The sequence below is a fragment of the Streptosporangium sp. NPDC048886 genome, assembly GCF_055586905.1.
Genome location: NZ_JBVJHH010000063.1, coordinates 25689 through 44207 on the forward strand (window position 1 = coordinate 25689; position 18519 = coordinate 44207).

General features: G+C 72.2%; 15 protein-coding genes. 10 read left to right on the forward strand and 5 right to left on the reverse strand.

Going from position 1 to position 18519, the window contains the following annotated elements; genetic code table 11:
- The first annotated feature begins 6 nt into the window (after positions 1 to 6).
- From ACZ6R6_RS45015 to ACZ6R6_RS45055, 9 genes are all read left to right on the forward strand, one after another.
- On the forward strand, positions 7 to 1935 hold the full coding sequence (locus ACZ6R6_RS45015) for a S9 family peptidase (RefSeq protein WP_470103223.1): 1929 nt from the start codon (positions 7 to 9) through the stop codon (positions 1933 to 1935).
- Positions 1884 to 3209, forward strand: a complete 1326-nt coding sequence (locus ACZ6R6_RS45020) for a serine hydrolase domain-containing protein (RefSeq protein ID WP_470103224.1) — start codon at positions 1884 to 1886, stop codon at positions 3207 to 3209. Before ACZ6R6_RS45015 ends, ACZ6R6_RS45020 begins: the two co-directional genes overlap by 52 nt.
- 9 nt (positions 3210 to 3218) lie before the next feature.
- Positions 3219 to 4559, forward strand: coding sequence for a serine hydrolase domain-containing protein (locus tag ACZ6R6_RS45025; protein ID WP_470103226.1), 1341 nt, complete (start codon positions 3219 to 3221; stop codon positions 4557 to 4559).
- The gene (locus tag ACZ6R6_RS45030) at positions 4552 to 5430 is read left to right on the forward strand and encodes a serine hydrolase (protein WP_470103227.1); all 879 of its coding nucleotides are present in this window, start codon (positions 4552 to 4554) and stop codon (positions 5428 to 5430) included. The genes ACZ6R6_RS45025 and ACZ6R6_RS45030 overlap by 8 nt, the downstream gene beginning before the upstream one ends.
- A 29-nt stretch (positions 5431 to 5459) precedes the next feature.
- Complete coding sequence (locus ACZ6R6_RS45035) at positions 5460 to 7043, forward strand: PucR family transcriptional regulator (RefSeq protein WP_470103229.1); 1584 nt, start codon at positions 5460 to 5462, stop codon at positions 7041 to 7043.
- A gap of 95 nt (positions 7044 to 7138) precedes the next feature.
- Entirely contained in the window at positions 7139 to 8725 is a 1587-nt protein-coding gene (locus ACZ6R6_RS45040) for an ABC transporter substrate-binding protein (protein WP_470103231.1), read from the forward strand.
- Entirely contained in the window at positions 8726 to 9733 is a 1008-nt protein-coding gene (locus ACZ6R6_RS45045) for an ABC transporter permease (protein ID WP_470103232.1), read from the forward strand.
- Positions 9733 to 11559 (forward strand): dipeptide/oligopeptide/nickel ABC transporter permease/ATP-binding protein, encoded by a 1827-nt coding sequence (locus ACZ6R6_RS45050; protein WP_470103234.1) that lies wholly within the window; start codon positions 9733 to 9735, stop codon positions 11557 to 11559. Before ACZ6R6_RS45045 ends, ACZ6R6_RS45050 begins: the two co-directional genes overlap by 1 nt.
- Positions 11556 to 12248, forward strand: a complete 693-nt coding sequence (locus ACZ6R6_RS45055) for an ABC transporter ATP-binding protein (protein ID WP_470103236.1) — start codon at positions 11556 to 11558, stop codon at positions 12246 to 12248. Before ACZ6R6_RS45050 ends, ACZ6R6_RS45055 begins: the two co-directional genes overlap by 4 nt.
- 150 nt (positions 12249 to 12398) lie before the next feature.
- Here the strand turns inward: ACZ6R6_RS45055 and ACZ6R6_RS45060 are convergent, their stop codons facing one another.
- Positions 12399 to 13301, reverse strand: coding sequence for a serine hydrolase (locus ACZ6R6_RS45060; protein WP_470103238.1), 903 nt, complete (start codon positions 13299 to 13301; stop codon positions 12399 to 12401).
- The gene (locus tag ACZ6R6_RS45065) at positions 13298 to 14191 is read right to left on the reverse strand and encodes a LysR family transcriptional regulator (protein WP_470103240.1); all 894 of its coding nucleotides are present in this window, start codon (positions 14189 to 14191) and stop codon (positions 13298 to 13300) included. The genes ACZ6R6_RS45060 and ACZ6R6_RS45065 overlap by 4 nt, the downstream gene beginning before the upstream one ends.
- Positions 14192 to 14303: 112 nt before the next feature.
- Between ACZ6R6_RS45065 and bla the strand changes: the two genes are divergently transcribed.
- The gene (gene bla / locus ACZ6R6_RS45070) at positions 14304 to 15281 is read left to right on the forward strand and encodes a class A beta-lactamase (RefSeq protein ID WP_470103242.1); all 978 of its coding nucleotides are present in this window, start codon (positions 14304 to 14306) and stop codon (positions 15279 to 15281) included.
- A gap of 241 nt (positions 15282 to 15522) precedes the next feature.
- Here the strand turns inward: bla and menC are convergent, their stop codons facing one another.
- The 3 genes from menC to ACZ6R6_RS45085 form a co-directional block, all read right to left on the reverse strand.
- Positions 15523 to 16623, reverse strand: a complete 1101-nt coding sequence (gene menC / locus ACZ6R6_RS45075; RefSeq protein ID WP_470103243.1) for an o-succinylbenzoate synthase — start codon at positions 16621 to 16623, stop codon at positions 15523 to 15525.
- A 162-nt stretch (positions 16624 to 16785) separates the two neighbouring features.
- The gene (locus ACZ6R6_RS45080; protein WP_470103245.1) at positions 16786 to 17607 is read right to left on the reverse strand and encodes a GNAT family N-acetyltransferase; all 822 of its coding nucleotides are present in this window, start codon (positions 17605 to 17607) and stop codon (positions 16786 to 16788) included.
- Positions 17604 to 18519: M20/M25/M40 family metallo-hydrolase (locus ACZ6R6_RS45085; RefSeq protein ID WP_470103246.1), on the reverse strand; the 916-nt coding region annotated here is incomplete at its 5' end. The genes ACZ6R6_RS45080 and ACZ6R6_RS45085, both read right to left, overlap by 4 nt.

Genomic DNA, 18519 nt, shown 5'->3' on the forward strand with positions numbered 1-18519 from the left:
TCGGACATGCCTCGCCTCTCCCCCAGCGACCTCTACCGCATCGCGGTGCCGGAAGATCCCCGACTGCGCCCCGGCGGAAGCGACGTCGCCTACGTGGTCGCGGCCACCGACCGGGAATCCGACGAAAACCGTTCCGAGATCTGGCTCGCGGCCCCCGGCGCCGAGCCGCGGCGGCTGACGGGCGGGCCGCGCGACTCCGCCCCGCGCTGGTCGCCCGACGGGCACTCGCTGGCCTTCCTCCGTCCCGTGGACGGCAGACCGCAGCTCCATCTGCTGCGGATGGACGGCGGCGAGCCTCGCGTCCTCACCGCCGCGCCGCTGGGCGCGGGTGCGGCGGTCTGGTCTCCCGACGGCGCCGAGATCGCCTACAGCGCGCCGCACGGCGACCCCGACCCGCACGCCCCGGTCGTGGCCGACCGCCTGGAGTACAAGGCGGACGGCGCGGGCCTGCTGCGCGGTCTGACCACGCACCTGTCCGTGGTGGACGTGGCGACGGGACAGACCAGGCAGATCACCTCGGGTGACTTCCATGCCGGCGAGCCGTCCTGGTCGCCGGACGGGCGGAAGCTGGCCTTCGCCGCGAGCATGGAGCCTGACCGCGATCTGGCCGTCACGGGTGCGGTCTACTCGGTCGACGTCTCGGGCGGCGAGCCCGAACTGCTCACCGGTGCCGGCGTGATCTGCACGGGTGCCTGGTGGCTGGGCGGGCGGCTGCTGGTGGCGGGATTCGCCGGCGAACCCATCGGGCACACCCGCCTGTTCAGCCTCGGGACGGACGGGCTCGTGGAGGTCGAGACCGGGCTCGACCGCAACGTCATGGTCGGCGCGCCCGGCTATCCCGGTGCGGCGCCCCAGCTCGCGGGGGACGACCTGATCTTCTGCGCCCGTGACCGAGGATTCACCCACCTGTACCGCGCCCCCGGCGAGAAGATCGTCGGCGGGGATCAGGTGGTCGCCGGCGTCAGCGCCGCCGGAGGCAGGATCGCCTACGTCGCCGCCACGCCGTACAGCGCGGGGGAGGTCTACCTCGCGGAGTTCCCCGCAGGCCGGGCCGACGTCTCGCCGGGCGACGGCTCGGCCGTCTCCGGTACGACGGCGCCGGTCGTGACCAGGCTCACCGCCCACGCGCTCCCCGACGTCGAGCTGTTCACCCCGCGGAGCCGTACCTTCACCGCCCCCGACGGGACGGAGGTCGAGGGGTTCGTGCTGCGGGACGAGAGGCTCACCGAGCCCGGACCGCTCCTGCTGGACGTGCACGGCGGCCCGCACAACGCGTGGGCGCCGGTCTTCGACGGCGTGCACCTCTACCACCAGGTGCTCGCAGCCCGGGGCTGGACCGTGCTCACCGTCAACCCGCGCGGCAGCGACGGCTACGGTGAGGCGTTCTACAACGCGGCCCTCGGCGCCTGGGGGATCGCCGACACCGGCGACTTCCTGGGCCCGATCGACGAGCTGGTCGCCGACGGCATCGCCGATCCCGACCGGCTCGCGGTGACGGGATACAGCTACGGCGGCTACATGTCCTGCTGGCTGCCGACCCAGACCGGCCGGTTCAAGGCGGCCGTCCCCGGCGGGTGCGTCAGCGACCTGGTCAGCATGGCCGGCACCTCCGACGCGGGACACTTTCTGAAGACGTACGAGTGCGGCGGCGACATCGCGGGCCAGTCCCCGATGACCCACGTCGCCCGGGTGACCACACCCACTCTCATCCTGCACGGCGAGAACGACGACCGGTGCCCGGTCGGTCAGGCCGAGCAGTGGTTCGCGGCCCTGCGGGAGCGGGGCGTGCCGGTCCGGCTGGTCCGCTATCCCGGCGGCTCCCACATGTTCATCCTCAACGGCCGCCCGTCCCATCGGGTGGACTACAACGAAAGGATCGTCGCGTGGCTGGAGCAATGGATCCCCGTCGCTGGCACGACCGTCTCGCAGAGCTGATCGCCGAGTACGAGGTTCCCGGCGCGAACCTGGCCTTCCTGCACGAGGGGGAGGTCCACGAGTTCGCCGCGGGCGTGCTCAACGTGGACACCGGGGTGGAGGTGACCACCGACTCGCTCTTCCAGATCGGCTCGGTCAGCAAGGTGTGGACCGCCACCCAGATCATGCTTCTCGTCGAGCGGGGTGAGCTGACGCTCGACACCCCGGTCGTCCAGGTCCTGCCGGAGTTCCGGGTCGCCGACCCGGAGGTGACCAAGACCGTCACGATCAGGCACCTGCTCTCGCACACCTCCGGCATCGACGGCGACTTCTTCCTCGACACCGGCCGCGGGGACGACTGCATCGAGAAGTACGTCGAGGCCTGCGCGGACCTCGCGCAGAACCACCCCCTCGGCGCCACCCAGTCGTACTGCAACGCGGGATTCACCATCGCCGGGCGCGTCATCGAGCGCCTCACGGGCAAGGTGTGGGACGCCGCGCTGCGCGAGCAGATCATCGAGCCGCTCGGCCTGTCCCACACCCACACGCTCCCGGAGGACGTCCTGCGCTTCCGCGGAGCCATGGGCCACATGGACGGAGCGCCCGCCCCCGTCTGGGGCCTGATGCGCTCCTGCGGCCCGGCCGGGCTGATCTGCGCCCGTCCCGCCGACGTCGTCGCCTTCGCCCGAGCGCACCTGGGCACCGGGCTGCTCGCCGACCCGCGGGTGATGTGGGAGCCGCAGGTGGACATCCCCAACCCGTACACCCTTGGCAAGCAGTGGGGCCTGGGCTGGATCCTGGACGAGTGGCAGGGGCGCCGGGTCATCTCCCACGGCGGCAACACCATCGGCCAGGCGGCCATGCTCTGGGCGGTCCCCGACACCGAGACGGTGGTGTGCGTGCTGGCCAACGGCGGCCACACCGCCGCGTTCCAGCACGCCCTGGCCGTCGAGCTCTTCGACGAGCTGCTCGGCCTGACCGTCCCGCCGGTGCTGGGACCGCCGGACGAGCCGTTCGAGACCGACGTCGAGCGGTACGCCGGGGTGTACGAGCGGGCGGGCAGTCGGATGACGCTGACGGCCCGCGACGGTCGGCTCTCGCTGTACAACGAGGTCACCGGCGCCCTCGCCGGGATGCAGCCGCCCATGGAGTTCGACCTCGTCCCGGTGGACGACGTCACCTTCGTCGGCCGTCCGGAAGGGGAGCAGCAGTGGCTGTCGGCCGTTTTCTACGAGCTCGCCGACGGCTCGCCGTACGTCCACCTCGGCGTGCGCGCCACGCCCAAGATCGCTTGAGGAGCCGGCATGCTTGAGAACCTGCAGGCGCGTTTCGACGAGGCGGCCCGGCGGCACGGCGTGCCCGGCGCCGCGCTCGCCTTCTGGGCGGGCGGGCGGCTCGTCGAGGTCGCCACCGGCGTGGTGAACAGGAACATCGGCGTGGAGACCACGACCGACAGCGTCTTCCAGGTCGGCTCCACCACCAAGGTCTGGACCGCCGCCCTCGTGATGCAGCTCGTCGACGAGGGGCTGGTCGAGCTGGACCGCCCGGTCGTCGACTACCTGCCGGAGTTCGCCGTCGCCGACGGCGCGGAGAAGGTCATCACGGTCAGGCACCTGCTCACCCACACCGGCGGCTTCGACGGCGACCTGTTCGAGGACACCGGGCGCGGCGACGACTGCCTGGACAAGTATGTGGACTTCCTGCACGACGCGGGCCACGTGCACGCCCCCGGAGCCATGTTCTCCTACTGCAACGCCGGGTACTGCGTGCTCGGCGCCCTGGTCGCGCGGGTGCGTGGCACCACGTGGGAGCGGGTGATGCGCGAGCGCCTGCTGGACCCGCTCGGTGCCACGCACTCGGCGCTCCTGCCCGAGGAGGCCATCCTGTTCCGGGCGGCGGCCGGTCATGTCGGACCCGAGGGCACCGTCCACCACGCGTGGGTCATGCCGCGCTCCAACGCCTCCGCGGGCTCGACCATGTGCCTGGCCCCGCGCGAGCTGGTCCGCTTCGGCCGGATGTTCGTCGCCGGAGGTCTCGCGGAGGACGGCACCCGGCTGCTGTCGGAGGAGTCGGTCGCGGCCATGCGGACCGCGCAGGTCGAGGTGCCGGGGATCTCCGGGCTGCTGGCCGACCGCTGGGGCCTGGGCTTCGAGCTGTTCGACTGGGGCGGCGAGGTCTACGGTCACGACGGCGGGACGATCGGGCAGAGCACGTTCTGGCGGGTCGTGCCGGGAGCGGACTTCGCGATCGCGATGAGCGCCAACGGCGGCGACTTCCTCGGTCTGCTCGTCGACGTGGTGCTGCCGGTGATACGCGAGGTCACCGGGCTCCCGGTCCCGGACTTCCCGGTCCCGGCCGGGACACCGCGGGCCGTGGACCCCACGCCGTACACCGGCAGGTACGAGGGGCCGATGATCGCCTACGAGGTGACCGGGGCGGACGGCGGCCTGGACATCACGATGATCCCCGGCGAGTTCATGGTCAAGGCGGGCACCCCGGGCACCACCACCCGCTTCGTCCACCACTCCGGCCACTCCTTCATCGCGGCGGAGCCGCAGGGCGGCGGGTACGAGACGATCACTTTCGTGGTGGAGGACGGCCGCGCCGCCTACATCCACAACGGGCGGGCGCTGCCCCATGTGTGAGGCGCTGCGAGAGGCGTTCGACGACGCGGACGTGGAGGGCTTCATCCATGTCCGTGACGTCGACGGCGATGCGGAGATCGGTCTCGGCGCCGACGAGCCGGTCGTGCTCGCCTCGGTGTTCAAGGTCCCGATCGTTCTGGAGTACGCCAGGCAGGCCGCGGCCGGGACCCTGGAGCGCACCGAGCGGCTGATCGTCACCGCCGCCGACAAGGACGGCGGCATCGGCACCTCCGGCTGCGCCGACGACGTCTCGCTCACCCTGCGCGACCTGGCCCACTTCATGATGACCATGAGCGACAACGCGGCCACCGACGTGCTGCTGCGCCGGGTCGGGCTCGACAACCTGCACGCCACGCTGCGCGGGCTCGGCCTGGAGCGCACCCGCCTGATCGGCGGCTGCGCCGAGCTGCTCGGAAGCGCCGTGACCGAGCTGGGCCTCTCCGGCGGGGACGGCGCCTTCGACGAGGAGGAGCTCGCCGGGGTGAGCGAGGAGCGGATCCGGGCGCTGTCGATCCTCGACCCTGAACGGACCACCTCGGGCACGCCCCGCGAGACCACGACCCTGCTGACCAAGATCTGGCGGGACGAGGCCGGTCCGCCGGAGGCCTGCGCGGAGGTACGGCGGATCATGGGCAACCAGATCTGGCCGCACCGGCTCTCCTCGGGGTTCGGCGACGAGGTGAAGGTCTCCGGGAAGACCGGCACGCTCTGGGGTGTCCGAAACGAGGCGGGTGTTGTGGAATATCCGGACGGGAGGCGCTACGCCGTCGCGGTCTTCCTGCGGACCGACTCACTCGCTTTCCGGTTGCCCAAGGCCGACAGGGTGATCGGCCATGCGGCCCGCGTGGCCATTGATCACCTAAGAGAATAATGTCGCTCTATGTCCGTTATCTTGAGGGAATGACCAATCGGCCCCGGGCCAGCCTGCAGCGGATCCTGGAGGACCTGGGCAGCACCGTGCTGGATGTGGCGGCCTCCCCGGGGGAGCTCGACGCCGAGGTCACAGGCGTGCACATCTACGACCCCCTCGACGAGCTGCTGCTCCCGGAGGGGGGCATCCTGCTCGCCGTCGGGGTCGACCGCGCCGAGCAGATCTGTGCCCTGCTCGACGCGGCGGGCCCGGCGGCGGGCGTCGTCGTCAAGCAACCGGTGGACGTCGACGAGCTCGTCCGGACAAAGGTCCTGGAGACCGGGGTGGCGGTGCTGGGTCTCACCCGTGCCGCCTCCTGGGCGCAGGTGGCCGCGCTGCTGCGCTCCCTGCTGGCGGAGGGCGACCTCGCCGAACCGGGGGAGGCGCCGCCGGACGACCTGTTCGCGCTGGCCAACGCCGTGTGCGCGCTCCTGGACGCGCCGGTCACCATCGAGGACCGGTCGTCGCGGGTGCTGGCCTACTCCGGGCGCCAGGACGAGGCCGACCCCGGCAGGGTGGAGACCGTGCTCGGCCGCCAGGTGCCGGAACGGTACCGGCGGATGCTGGAGGAGCGCGGATTCTTCCGCCAGCTCTACCAGAGCCGCGAGCCGATCTACATGGAGCTGGACGACGACAGCATCAACCGGGCGGCGGTGGCCGTCCGGTCCGGAGACGAGATCCTCGGCTCCATCTGGGCCGCCGTGCGGGAACCGCTGAGCGACCAGCGGCAGCGCGCCCTCGCCGACGCCGCCAAGATCGTCGCGCTGCAGCTGCTCCGGCAGCGGGCCGGAGCGGACACCAGGCGCCGGCTCCGCGCCGACCTGCTCTCCACCGTGCTGGCGGGCGGCAGGGACGCGGCCGAGGCGGCCGGCCGGCTCGGCGTCGCCAGCGGGCGGCTGTGCGTGCTCGCGGCCCAGCTCAGCGGCGGATCGCACGCCGACGCCGCGCACCGGGAGAGCGACAGGCAGCGATTCTGCGACGCGCTCGCCCTGCACGTCGGGGCCATCCACCCCAAGGCCGCCGCCGCGCTGGTCGGCTCGGTGGCCTACGCCGTACTGCCGCTGCACGCCGGCGGCGACGAGGAGGCGCGGGCCGTGCGGGTCGCCGAGAGCTTCCTCGTCCGTGTCGGCCCCCGGCACGCGGCCAACATCGGCGTGGGGCGCCTGGCGGGCAACCTGGCCGAGGTGGCCAGGTCCCGGGCCGACGCCGACCGGGCGCTGCGGGTGCTGCGCGCCCGCGAGGCGTCCGGCGCGGTCGCCGGCTACACCGGCGTGCACTTCGAGGCGCTGCTGCTGCAGCTGTCGGACCTGGTCGAGGCCGAGGAGCAGGTCCCCACCGGACCCTACGAACGGCTGGTGAGCCACGACGCGGAGCACGGCAGCGAGCTGGTCGCCACCCTGCGGGCCTACCTGGACGCGTTCGGCGACGTCAACGCCGCCTCGGCCCGGGTGCACGTGCACGCCAACACCTTCCGCTACCGGTTGAAGCGGCTCGCCGAGATCAGCGGCCTGGATCTGGCCGATCCCGAGGCGCGCCTGACCGTGATGCTCCAGATGCGGCTCTTCGGGCGGTAGCACGATGGGTTCCGGGCTTTTCGTGGCGGAGGACGAAGAAGGATCGCCGGGAAAAGGCAAATGTGGGGCATCACCCCCACCTTCCTGGAGTCCCGATGAGAAACGCAGGAGTGGCGGCCGTGCTCGGCGCCCTCAGCCTGTCCGTGGCCGCGTGCGGCGGCACGGCGGACTCCCCGTCAGGCGGATCCGCCGACGGCGGCACCTTCACCTTCGCGATCAGCAGTGACCCCGGGGTGCTCGACCCGGCCATGGGCGTGCTGGGAGTCACCAACACCGTGCTGTCGCTGTCCTACGACACGCTGGCCCGCATCGGTCCCGGCGGCAAGATCATCCCTGGGCTGGCCGAGAAGTGGGACGTCAAACCCGACTCGGTGACCTTCACCCTCCGCAAGGACGTCACCTGCTCCGACGGCTCCAAGCTCACCCCCGCCGACGTGGCCGCCAATGTCAACCACATCGCCGACCCGGCCGCCAAGTCGCCGATCTACGGCGTGCTGGTGCCCACCGGGATGAAGGCCGAGGCGGACGACGCGGCGGGGACGGTGACGCTCTCCACCCCCAAGCCCTTCAGCTTCATCCTGCAGAGCACCCCGCTGATGTTCATCGTCTGCGGCAAGGGGGTCGAGGACCGCTCGGTGCTGGCCCGTGGCACCTCCGGTTCCGGTCCCTACACGCTCACCGAGGCGGTGCCCGGCGACCGCTACACCTTCCAGATCCGCAAGGACTACACCTGGGGGCCGGGCGGCGCCACCACGAAGGAGCCGGGCATGCCCGCCAAGATCGTGATGAAGGTCGTGCCGAACGAGCAGACCGCCGCGAACCTGCTGATCTCCGGTGACCTCAACGGCGCGGTCATCTACGGCCCCGACCGCGCCCGCCTGGAGGCCAGCCCGGGGATGGGCAAGACCGTCGAGGCCGCGGACACCGGGCAGTTCTTCTACCATCAGGGCGACGACCGGCCCGCGAAGGACCCGGCGGTGCGCAAGGCGCTCACCCAGGCGATCAACCTCAAGGAGCTCGCCGGGATCGCCTCCGGCGGCACCGGCCGCCCGGCCACCGGGCTGGTGCTGGAGCCGCGGCCGTGCCAGGGCGACACCGTCACCGGCCACGTCCCGGCGTTCGACGCGGCAGCCGCGGGCGCCGCGCTGGACGCCGCCGGCTGGAAGGCCGGCGCCGACGGCGTCCGCGCCAAGGACGGCCGGAAGCTGGAGCTGCGCCTGCTCTACGCCACCACCAAGGGGCCGGGCACGCAGGCCGCGGCCGAATACCTCGCCGCCGCGTGGAAGAAGGCGGGCGTCGCCGTCAAGCTGAACGGCGTCATCGACACCAAGCTGTCGGAGTCGCTCAACGCCACCCAGGACTGGGACGTCGTCTGGCTGCCGATCGGCGTCACGCTTCCCACGCAGCTCGTCGGCTTCCTGTCCGGCCCGGCGGCGCCGAAGGGCGCCAACTTCTCCCACCTGGCCAACGCCCGCTACGAGAAGCTGGTGGCCGAGGCCCAGCTCAAGCCCGCCGAGGAGGGCTGCAAGCTCTGGCTGGAGTCGGAGTCCGCGCTGTTCGAGAACGCCGACCTGGTGCCGGTCGTGGAGACCACCGCGCTGACCGCGGCCAAGAACGCGAAGTTCGACACGATGGCGGGCCTGTTCATCCCGACCTCCATCCGGATGACCGAGGCGGGCTGAGTGGCCGGGACCTCTCTCCCACCGGCCGGCGGGCGCCTGCTCGCCGGCCGGGTGCTCCCGGGCCGGGCGCGCGGCGCGTTCGTGCTGCGGCACCTCGTCCGGTTCGTGATCTCGCTGACCGTGCTGCTCGTCGCGTCGTTCGCGATGATCCACCTGATCCCGGGCGACCCGGTGCGCGCCGCGCTCGGCCCCGCCGCGCCGATGGAACTGATCGCCGCCAGGCGGGCCGCGCTCGGGCTGGACCAGCCGATCCTGTCCCAGCTGGTGTCCTACGTCCGCAACGTGCTGGGCGGGGAGTTCGGCACGTCGTTCCTCACCGGGGAACCGGTCGGAGAGGTCATCGCCGCCCGGCTCCCCAACACGCTCGCCCTCGCCCTGCTCGCGACCGTCGTGACCCTGCTCGTCGCGGTGCCGCTCGGCATGTGGGCGGGGGTCCGCACCGAGAACGGCCGCAACCGGGGCACCGAGGCGACCTTCACCTCCGCGACCGGCGCGGTCGTCGCCGTACCCGAGTTCCTCTACTCGATCGCCCTGGTGACGGTGTTCGCGATCGGCCTCGGCTGGTTCCCGCCCGCCGGCAGGGGCGGGCCCGAATCGTACGTGCTGCCGATCCTCGCCCTGGCCATCGCGCCGACGGCGATGATCGCCCGTATCTCCCGGGTGGAGACGCTGCGCGAGCTGGGCACCGACTACGTGAGGTTGGCACGTGCCAAGCGGCTGCCCGCCGCCCGGCTGTACGTGCGGCACGTCCTGCCCAACACGCTCACCGCGACCCTCACCGTGGGCGGCCTGCTGCTCACCAGCCTGATCGCCGGGAGCGTGCTGGTCGAGTTCGTCTTCGCGTGGCCGGGGCTCGGCCTGCGGATCGTGGAGTCGATCACCCAGAAGGACTATCCGGTCGCCCAGGCCGTGATCCTCGTCTACGGCGCGATCGTGCTCACGGTGAACCTCCTCGTCGACCTGCTGCTCGGCGTGTTCGACCCCACGTCCGCCCTGAAGGAGAGCTGATGCGGCACCTGCTGCGGACCCCCGCCGGGCTCGCCGGGACCACGCTGGTCGCGCTCATGGTGATCCTGGCGATCGTCGGGCCACCGATCTGGGGAGCCGAGGCCGAGCGCATCGACCCCGCGGTCATCCTCCAGGGAGTCTCGGCCGCGCACCCGCTCGGCACCGACAACCTGGGCCGTGACATCCTCGCCCGGGTGCTGGTCGCCGGCCGGCTGTCACTCTTCCTGGCCCTGCTGGCCACGCTCATCGGCGCGATCGGCGGAACCGTGCTCGGCGCGCTCCCCGCGGTGCTGCCCCGCCGGCCCGCGCGCCTGGTCACCGGTACGGTGAACGCGCTGGTGGCCTTCCCCGGCCTGCTGCTGGCCATGTTCACCGCGGTGATCGCGGGACTCGGCGCGCGAGGGGCCGTGCTGGGCATCGGCGCCGCCATCGCGCCCGGCTTCGCCCGGCTCACCCAGACGCTCGCCGCCTCGGTCGCCGGGGCCGACTACGTGTCGGCCGCCCGCATGCTCGGGGTGCCCCGGCGGCGGATCATGGCGCGCCACGTCCTGCCCAACATCGCCGAGCCGCTGATCCTCAACCTCACCCAGGCACTGGGCGGCGCGCTGCTCGGGCTCGCCGGGATGTCCTTCCTCGGCCTGGGCGTGCAGTCACCGTCGTTCGACTGGGGACGGCTGCTGTTCGACGGCTTCAACCGCATCTACTCCACCCCGGCCGTCGCCCTCGGCCCCGCCGTCGCGGTGGCGCTCGCGGGCATCGGGTTCAACCTCCTGGGGGACGTCCTGGCACGTGCCGCGTCGCGCACCGCCGTACCGGCGGGGAAGGCGGCCCCGCGGGCCGCCTCCGCGCCAGGAGAGCTCGGCGAGTCCGACCCGGAGGCGGTTCTGGAGGTGCGGGACCTCACCGTCACCTTCCCCGGCGGAGTGACGCCGGTACGCGGGCTGTCGCTGACCGTCGCGCCCGGCGAGATCGTCGGCCTGGTGGGGGAGTCGGGCAGCGGCAAGAGCCTGACCGCGTCGGCGATCGGCGGGCTGGTTCCCTATCCGGGCGAGGTGAGCGCGGCGCGGCTGCGGCTGTGCGGCACCGACCTCGGAGAGCTGCCGGAACAGGAGCGTCGCAAGCTGCTCGGCACGTCGCTGGCGATGGTCTTCCAGGACCCGATGGCCTCGCTCAACCCGGCGCTCAGGGTCGGCGGCCAGCTCGCGGAGGTGGCGACCGTGCACCAGGGCGCGAGCCGCGCCGAGGCCAGGACCAGGGCCGTGGACCGGCTCGGGCACGTGCACATCCCGGAGCCGGACAGACGGGCCCGGCAGCATCCGCACGAGCTGTCCGGCGGCATGCGGCAGCGCGCGGTGATCGCGATGGGCCTGATGGGCACGCCACGGCTGATCATCGCCGACGAGCCGACCACCGCCCTCGACGTGACCGTGCAGCGGCAGATCCTGCGCCTGCTGCGCGAGGTGACCGGCACGACCGGCGCGGCGACCCTGTTCATCTCCCATGACATCGCCGTGGTCGGCGAGCTGTGCCACCGGGTCGTGGTGATGTACGCGGGCCGGGTGGTCGAGGAGCTGCCGGTGGAGAAGCTGGCCTCCGGCGCCGCGCACCCCTACACCCGCGCGCTGGTCGCCTCGCTGCCCGACATGGACACCGACAGGTCCCTGCCGCTGGCCAGCATCCCCGGCCATCAGCCCTCACCCGCCGAACTCGGCCCGGGGTGCGCCTTCGCGGCCCGCTGCGAGCTGGCGACCGACCGCTGCGCCGAGCGCCCGCCCCTGATCCCGTACGGCAAGGCGCACCAGGTCGCCTGCTGGGAGGCTTCATGATCATCAAGAACCTGACGGTGCGGTTCGGCGCGTTCACCGCCGTCGACGACGTCACGCTGGAGATCCCGGCCGGGGCGATCGTCGGCCTGGTGGGGGAGTCGGGGTCGGGCAAGTCCACGCTGGCCAGGGCGGTGACCGGGCTGGTGCCGTACACCGGCGAGATCACCGGCGGCGATCCGCGGCGGATCCAGATGGTCTTCCAGGACCCCTACGCCTCCCTCGACCCGCGGATGACCGTGGGCGCGTCGGTGGCCGAGGGACTCCGCGTGCCCCGCGCCGCCCGCCAGGCGGAGGTGGAGCGGCTGCTGTCGCTGGTGTCGCTGCCCGCCGCGCTGGCGGGGCGCTACCCCCGCGAGCTGTCCGGCGGGCAGCGGCAGCGGGTGGCGATCGCCCGGGCACTGGGCGCGCGCCCCGAGTTGCTGGTCGCCGACGAGATCACCTCCGCCCTGGATGTCTCCGTCCAGGGCTCGGTGCTCAACCTGGTCCGCTCGCTGCGCGAGGAGCTCGGGCTGTCGATGCTGTTCATCTCGCACAACCTCGCCGTGGTCCGGTACGTCTCCGACGTCGTCGCGGTGATGCACCGGGGCAGGCTGGTCGAGATGGGGACGACCGAAGAGGTGGTGGGCTCACCCCGGAACGACTACACCCGTTCCCTGCTGGAGGCGGTGCCCCGCCTCAGGCACGCCTGAGACACGGCCGGCCTCCCGCTTCCCGCCCGTTTCGAACAGGCGGCGAACGGGAGGCCGGCCCTGCCGTACGGAGTCGCCGGGCTGTCCGCCACGGCCGAGCGCGACCGGGTGGCGCCGGCCCGAGAGGAGGGCCGGGAAGGGGAGGGCTGTTCACATGTGTCGTAGCCGATCGCGGAGTGTACGCGCGACCTGCGCCATGAGCGCCTCGGCTCCGGGCTGGCTGATGGCCGGCACGCGCGACTCGGTGAGTACGGCGACACCGAAGATTTGGCCGTCGGCGTGCTCGACGACGCCGAACTCGTGACGGAGGTTGAGAAGCGTCCCGGTCTTGGACGACCACCTCGACGCGTCGGAGCTGAAATCGGGTGCCAGCCGATGCCGCATGAGGTTGTCCGCCATGAGGGTCCGCACGCGCTCGGTGACGCCTGGGTCGATAGGAGACAGGGTCCACAGTGCCTGCAGGAGTTCGATGAGCGCTCGCGCGGATCCCGAGTTCGCGCGGGTCACGTCGAGCTGCGGAAGCCGGTGTCCCCGTCCGGCCGTCCCCGCCTCGATGGCGAGGAAGTGGGCGAGATGGACGTCGGGAGGGTCGAGGCGTTCCGCCGGGGTCTCGTTGAGTTCTCGCATGGTGTGGCGGACCGTGATGCCGCGGAGCCCCAGCCCGTGCAGCATCGCCGAGACCTCGGCGGGCGGGGTGAGGGCGAACAGCGCGTCCGCCGCCGTGTTGTCGCTCACGGCGGTGCTGAGGTAGAGCAGGTCGTCGATGGCGATCCGGGCCGGGTGCCGGAACCTGCTCAGCCCGGTCGGCCCTGGAGTGGTGATCCCGCCCGGTTGTACGAGGATCTGCGCGGAGCCGTCGAGCTCACCCTTCCGGATGCGTTCGAGCGTCGCGAGGGCGAGCGGGATCTTGACGAGGGAGGCGATCGGGAACTCGAGGTCCGGCTCGATGCCGAGCTCGTCGCCGGAGCACAGGTCCCGGACCAGGAACGATCCGCGGAGCCCCGCGTCGTCGAGCGTTCGCCGGAGTTCACGGATCAGGTTCTCGACGCTCACGGTGTCCTTCCGTCCCGGTCACGCGCGCCGAGACAGCGAGCGATCGCCTCCCACAGCCGAGCCCGGATGCGCTCCGCGTCGTCCCCGACGGCGGCGGACACGTCGAAGCCGCGGACGAGCTGGATCTCGCCGACCGGGCGCCAGTGCAGCGCCAGTTCCTCGGCCTGCTTGGACGAGCACAGGAGGAGATCCGTCGAGCCGAGGACCTCCGCCGTGGCGGCGGTGAGCGTGGCCGAGACGGTGACCTGCGCGGGCTGGAGACCGACGGCATCCCGGATCCGGAACATGCGGTCGCGGATATGGGGGACGTCGTCCTCGGGCTGGATCCAGATCCGGCTCCTCCGCGACGACTGAGCGGCTCGGCCGGCTCGAAGGGTCTCGACGTAGACGGTTGCCGCGAGGAGGTCCGTGGCGCCGGCGAGCCCGAGCCGCACGGACCAGATCGCGTCACTCGGCGGTACCGCCGTGAGGGCGGCGCGGACCTCGCGAGATCGGACGAGTTCCGCCCGCGCGGCCGGCGGGGCGGCGTGAAAGTCGAGATAGACGCCGCTCCGGCGCGCATCCGCGTCGAGCCGTGCCAGGTCGCGCACGGTGCAGATGTCGGGAACGGCGAGGCGGAGGGGATTGAGCTTGGCCCGTTCCGCTTCGTACTCCATGTCGTCGGCCAGGCGGACGAGACGCTTCGCCGACGGCAGCATGTCACGGCCGAACTGCGTGAGCATCGCCCCGCGCGACGACCGATCGAACAACCGCTCCCCGAAGTGCTTCTCCAGGGCGGCGATCCGGCGACTCGCGACCGACTGCGGCACTCGCGTGGCCGCCGCGCCCTCCGTGAAGCTTCCCCGCTCGCTCACATTGACGAACGCTCGCCAGGCTCCGAGGACGTCCACGAGGTAACCCTATGCCATTTCAGCATGGAACCAACTGCTTCCGTCTTTGACGGCATCAAAGGACGGCGCGAGACTTCCCGTCGCATCCAATCCGCGGCCGAAAGGCATTCCCATGCCCACTCAGCTCATTCGACGTGCCCCGCTGTCGGCGCTGGCCTCACTCGTGCTCATCCCCCTGACGGGTGCCGCCGCGACCGGTCACGCGTCCGCCGCTCCGTCCGCGACAGCACTGACGGCAACGCCGGCGGCGGCTCCGGCGACAGCGATGCGGGCGGCACCGGACGGAGCCCGGGCCAGGAAGGAGCTGCGCACGCTGGAGGCGTCCTTCAAGGGCCGCATCGGCGCGTACGCCGTCGACACCGCCACCGGAAAGACGATCACGTACCGGTCGGGCGAGCGTTTCCCGCTGCTGTCCACCTTCAAGGCGATCGCGGCGGCGGCCGTGCTGCACAAGGCCCGCACCTCCGACCCCGGCCTGCTGAACAAGGTCGTGCACTGGACGACCGCCGAGCTGCAGGAGCATTCCCCGGTCACCGAGAAGCACGTGAAGGACGGGATGACCGTCGCCCGGCTGTGCGAGGCGGCCATCACCCGAAGTGACAACACCGCGGCCAACATGCTGCTGAAGCAGATCGGCGGCCCTGCCGGGCTGACCGCGTACTTCCGTACGCTGAAGGATCCGACCTCCCGGCTGGACCGGTGGGAGACCGAGCTCAACGACTGGAGCCCCAAGGAGAAGCGGGACACCACGATGCCCGCGTCGATGGGCCGTGACCTGCGCGCGGTCACGACAGGTGACGCCCTCGACGCCAGGGACCGGGAGCGGCTGAACGCCTGGCTGATCGCGAACAAGACCGGGGACGCCCGCATCCGCGCGGGCCTGCCCAAGACCTGGACGGTCGGCGACAAGACCGGCACGAACTCGAAGTACGGGGCCGGGAACGACATCGCGGTCGTCTGGCCCGGAAAGTCGGCCGCCCCCATCATCATGTCGATCTACACCAACCGCAGGGCCGTGGACGCCGCCGCCGACGACAGAGTCGTCGCGGACACCGCCGCCATCCTCGCCCGCGGCCTCGGCAAGCTCTGACGCCACACGGGAGGGGATTGAAGACCGTACGTCTCCTCTCGTCGTCCAGCCTCGATTTCCTCACTCGCCACAGGGACCATGAGTGAACCTCTTCGACGGAGCGGAGCTGTTCCGGGCGGTCGCCCGCAGGGTGGGCGAGATGCTCCAGTCTCGACAGACCGGTTCCGTCTTCGAAGACGGAACCGGTCTGTCGAGCGCCGCCGCGGCCCTCAACGGGTGCTGTGATCGCCCTGGTCGGCCGTCAGAGGGGGATCCATTCGGTGGAGGTGGTGACCTCGTCCAGGATGCCGGGGACGGGGTCGATGCCGATGCCGGGACCGGTGGGGACGTCGAGGTGGCCGTCGCGCAGTTCGAAGGGCGGGGTGATGTCGGTGGCGTAGTAGCGGCGGGAGGCGGAGGTGTCGCCGGGCAGGGTGAAGCCGGGCAGGGCGGCCAGGGCGAGGTTGGCGGCGCGGCCGACGCCGGTCTCCAGCATACCGCCGCACCACAGGGCGACGCCGTGGGCGCGGGCCAGGTCGTGGATCCGGCGGGCCTCCAGGTAGCCGCCGATCCGGCCGGGCTTGACGTTGATGATCGAGCAGGCGCCCAGGGTGATGGCGGCGGCGGCGTGTTCGGCCGACTCGATGGACTCGTCGAGGCAGATCGGGGTCTTCATCAGTGTCGCGAGGCGGGCGTGCTGGACGAGGTCGTCGTTGGCCAGTGGCTGCTCGATGAGCAGCAGGTCGAGGTCGTCGAGCTTGGCCAGGTGGGGGGCGTCGGTGAGGGTGTAGGCGGCGTTGGCGTCGACCTGGAGCAGCAGGTCGTCGCCGAAGCGTTCGCGTACCGCGCGGACGGGGGCGATGTCCCAGCCGGGTTCGATCTTGAGTTTGATCCGGAGGTAGCCCTCGTCGAGGTAGCCGCCGACGGCGTCGAGCAGGTGGGGGATGGAGTCCATGATGCCGACCGATACGCCGGAGGGGACGCGGTCTTTGGTGGCGCCGAGGAAGGCGGCCAGGGATTGGCCGCCGGTGCGGAGCTGGGCGTCCAGGACGGCGGTCTCCAGGGCGGCTTTGGCCATGCGGTGGCCTTTGAAGGGTTGCAGGGCCCGGTGCACGCGGTGGGCGTCGGGGTGGGCGGGCAGGGCGGGGATGAGGAAGCGGCGCAGGACGTCGGCGGCGCCGTCGACGTATTCGGAGGAGTAGAGGGGGTCGGTCATGGCGACGCACTCGGCCCAGCCCTCGGTGTCGGGGGTGACGACGCGCAGGAGCAGGACGTCGCGTTTGGTCGCGGTGCCGAACGAGGTGCGGAAGGGGGCGACCAGCGGCATCGCGATCCGCCGCAGTTCGATTCCAGTGATCTTCATGGTGTGCGGCCTCCGCCGCGTCTCCTTCCGATAGCGCCGCCGGTCAGGCGACCCGTTACAGGATGTCGAGCGGCTCGCGCCGCGTCCCGAGCGCTCCGCCGGCCGGGCGGCCGCTCGGGGTGGTCTCACGGCCCGTGCCGGACCGCTCGCGGATCGGGCCGATCAAGCGGTCCGCTCCACGACGTAGCAGGATCTGCCCTGGAACCCGGTCACCTGGGCGCCTTCCTCCATCAGTCCGCCCAGCACGTCGCGTACGGCGTGGCGCCACGCCTTGGCCGCGCCGGGATCGGCGCGGCGTAGCGTCTCGATGTCGGCGGGGACCGCGACCAGTACCGTGGGGGCGTCGGTCCGTCCGGCGACCGGGCGGCCGTCGCGTTCGGCCAGGGCGGCCACCGCGTCCGGTGGGATCTGCGGCCGGTGCGGTTCGCCCCGGACGGCGGCCAGCACCCGCGGCTCCGTCAGCCGCCAGACGGCGAGCATCCGGTCGGACTCGTCGCCGGTGTTGATCGCGTCTGCCATGACGCCGTAGAAGGAGGGCAGGTACTCCTCGGGGCGGGCGCCGAGTTTGACCAGGTTGAAGTGGGCGTTGCGCCGCACCAGCGGGTCGTAGGTCCAGGTGATGCGCTCCAGGCCCCGTTCCAGGGCCCAGGCGCGCTGGTGCAGTTTGAGCGCGAAGCCGATGCCGCGCCCGATGGAGGCGCCGGTGACGTGGGAGTGCAGCACCTGCCCGGCGGGGGCTGCCAGGAAACCGACCGACGCGCCGACCAGGCGGCCGCCCTCGTAGGCACCGGCCACGTAGTTGCCCGCGTGCGAGAACGCCCGCATGAGCTCGACGGTGATGGGCGCGCTGCCCGGGGCGGGGCGCCAGATGTCGCCGAACAGCCGGAAGACCTCCTCCAGCTCCTCGATGGAGTGCAGTTCGCGCAGCTCCACGCCGCTCAGCCGGGCACCGCCCGGACCGGGCCGGTCAGCGGCGCCGATCATCCGAGCACCGCCCGGATCAGGCCGGTCAGCAGTGCCGTACGGCCGGGCATCTCGGCCACGACCACGTGCTCGTGTGCGGCATGGGCGCCGCCGCCCACCGCGCCGAGCCCGTCGAGGGTGGGGCAGCCGATCCCCGCGGTGAAGTTGCCGTCGGACGCGCCGCCCACTCCGACGCCGGAGAGGGGGGCGAGCCCGAGGCCGGCGGCGATCCGCTGGGCCAGGGCGAACAGTCCGGCCGACGAGGCCTCCTCCAGGGGAGGGCGGTTCGGCCCTCCCAGGACCTCCAGCCGGGTCCCCGGGGTCCGGGGGGACAGGGCCTTCATCAGCTCGTCCACCCGGTTCTGCGCGGCGAGGGTGGGCACCCGCACGTCCACCTCCACGCTGGCCAGCGCGGGCACGGTGTTGGTCGTGGTGCCCCCGGACAGCACCGTCGGGGTGACGGTGACCGGTCCGAGGCCGCCAGGTCCGCCGGGCGCCGCCGCGGCGGACGACGTTCCCGGTGCCGCGGGGCCCGGGGGAAGGGGCAGTCCACGCGCGGCCGCGGGTGGGGTCTCCGCCGTCGGAACGTCTGGACAGCCGCCGTTCACCTGGTCGGCGATCGCGCCGAGCGCGAGGATCTGGTGGGCCAGCTCGATCCCGGCGTTGGCCCCCATCGCAGGCTCCAGGCCCGCGTGCGCCGCCCTGCCGTGCACCACGAGCTCGTAGTTGGAGGTGCCCTTGCGCGCGGTCTTGAGCGCGCCGCCGTCGGCGCTGGCCTCCAGCACGAACGCGGCCGCGCAACCACGCGCCGACTCCTCGATCAGCGCGCGCGAGGTCAGCGACCCGACCTCCTCGTCCCCGGTGACCAGCAGGCACACCCCGTCCGGCGACGGCAGCGCGGCCAGCGCGTGGAAGGCCTGCACCAGCCCGGCC

Bases quoted from the DNA above. Each gene is read 5' to 3' on its own strand.
- ACZ6R6_RS45015 (WP_470103223.1), top strand. From the start codon at position 7: ATGCCTCGCCTCTCCCCCAGCGACCTCTACCGCATCGCGGTGCCGGAA.
- ACZ6R6_RS45025 (WP_470103226.1), top strand. From the start codon at position 3,219: ATGCTTGAGAACCTGCAGGCGCGTTTCGACGAGGCGGCCCGGCGGCAC.
- ACZ6R6_RS45030 (WP_470103227.1), top strand. From the start codon at position 4,552: ATGTGTGAGGCGCTGCGAGAGGCGTTCGACGACGCGGACGTGGAGGGC.
- ACZ6R6_RS45035 (WP_470103229.1), top strand. From the start codon at position 5,460: ATGACCAATCGGCCCCGGGCCAGCCTGCAGCGGATCCTGGAGGACCTG.
- ACZ6R6_RS45040 (WP_470103231.1), top strand. From the start codon at position 7,139: ATGAGAAACGCAGGAGTGGCGGCCGTGCTCGGCGCCCTCAGCCTGTCC.
- ACZ6R6_RS45050 (WP_470103234.1), top strand. From the start codon at position 9,733: ATGCGGCACCTGCTGCGGACCCCCGCCGGGCTCGCCGGGACCACGCTG.
- ACZ6R6_RS45055 (WP_470103236.1), top strand. From the start codon at position 11,556: ATGATCATCAAGAACCTGACGGTGCGGTTCGGCGCGTTCACCGCCGTC.
- bla (WP_470103242.1), top strand. From the start codon at position 14,304: ATGCCCACTCAGCTCATTCGACGTGCCCCGCTGTCGGCGCTGGCCTCA.
- menC (WP_470103243.1), bottom strand. From the start codon at position 16,623: ATGAAGATCACTGGAATCGAACTGCGGCGGATCGCGATGCCGCTGGTC.
- ACZ6R6_RS45080 (WP_470103245.1), bottom strand. From the start codon at position 17,607: ATGATCGGCGCCGCTGACCGGCCCGGTCCGGGCGGTGCCCGGCTGAGC.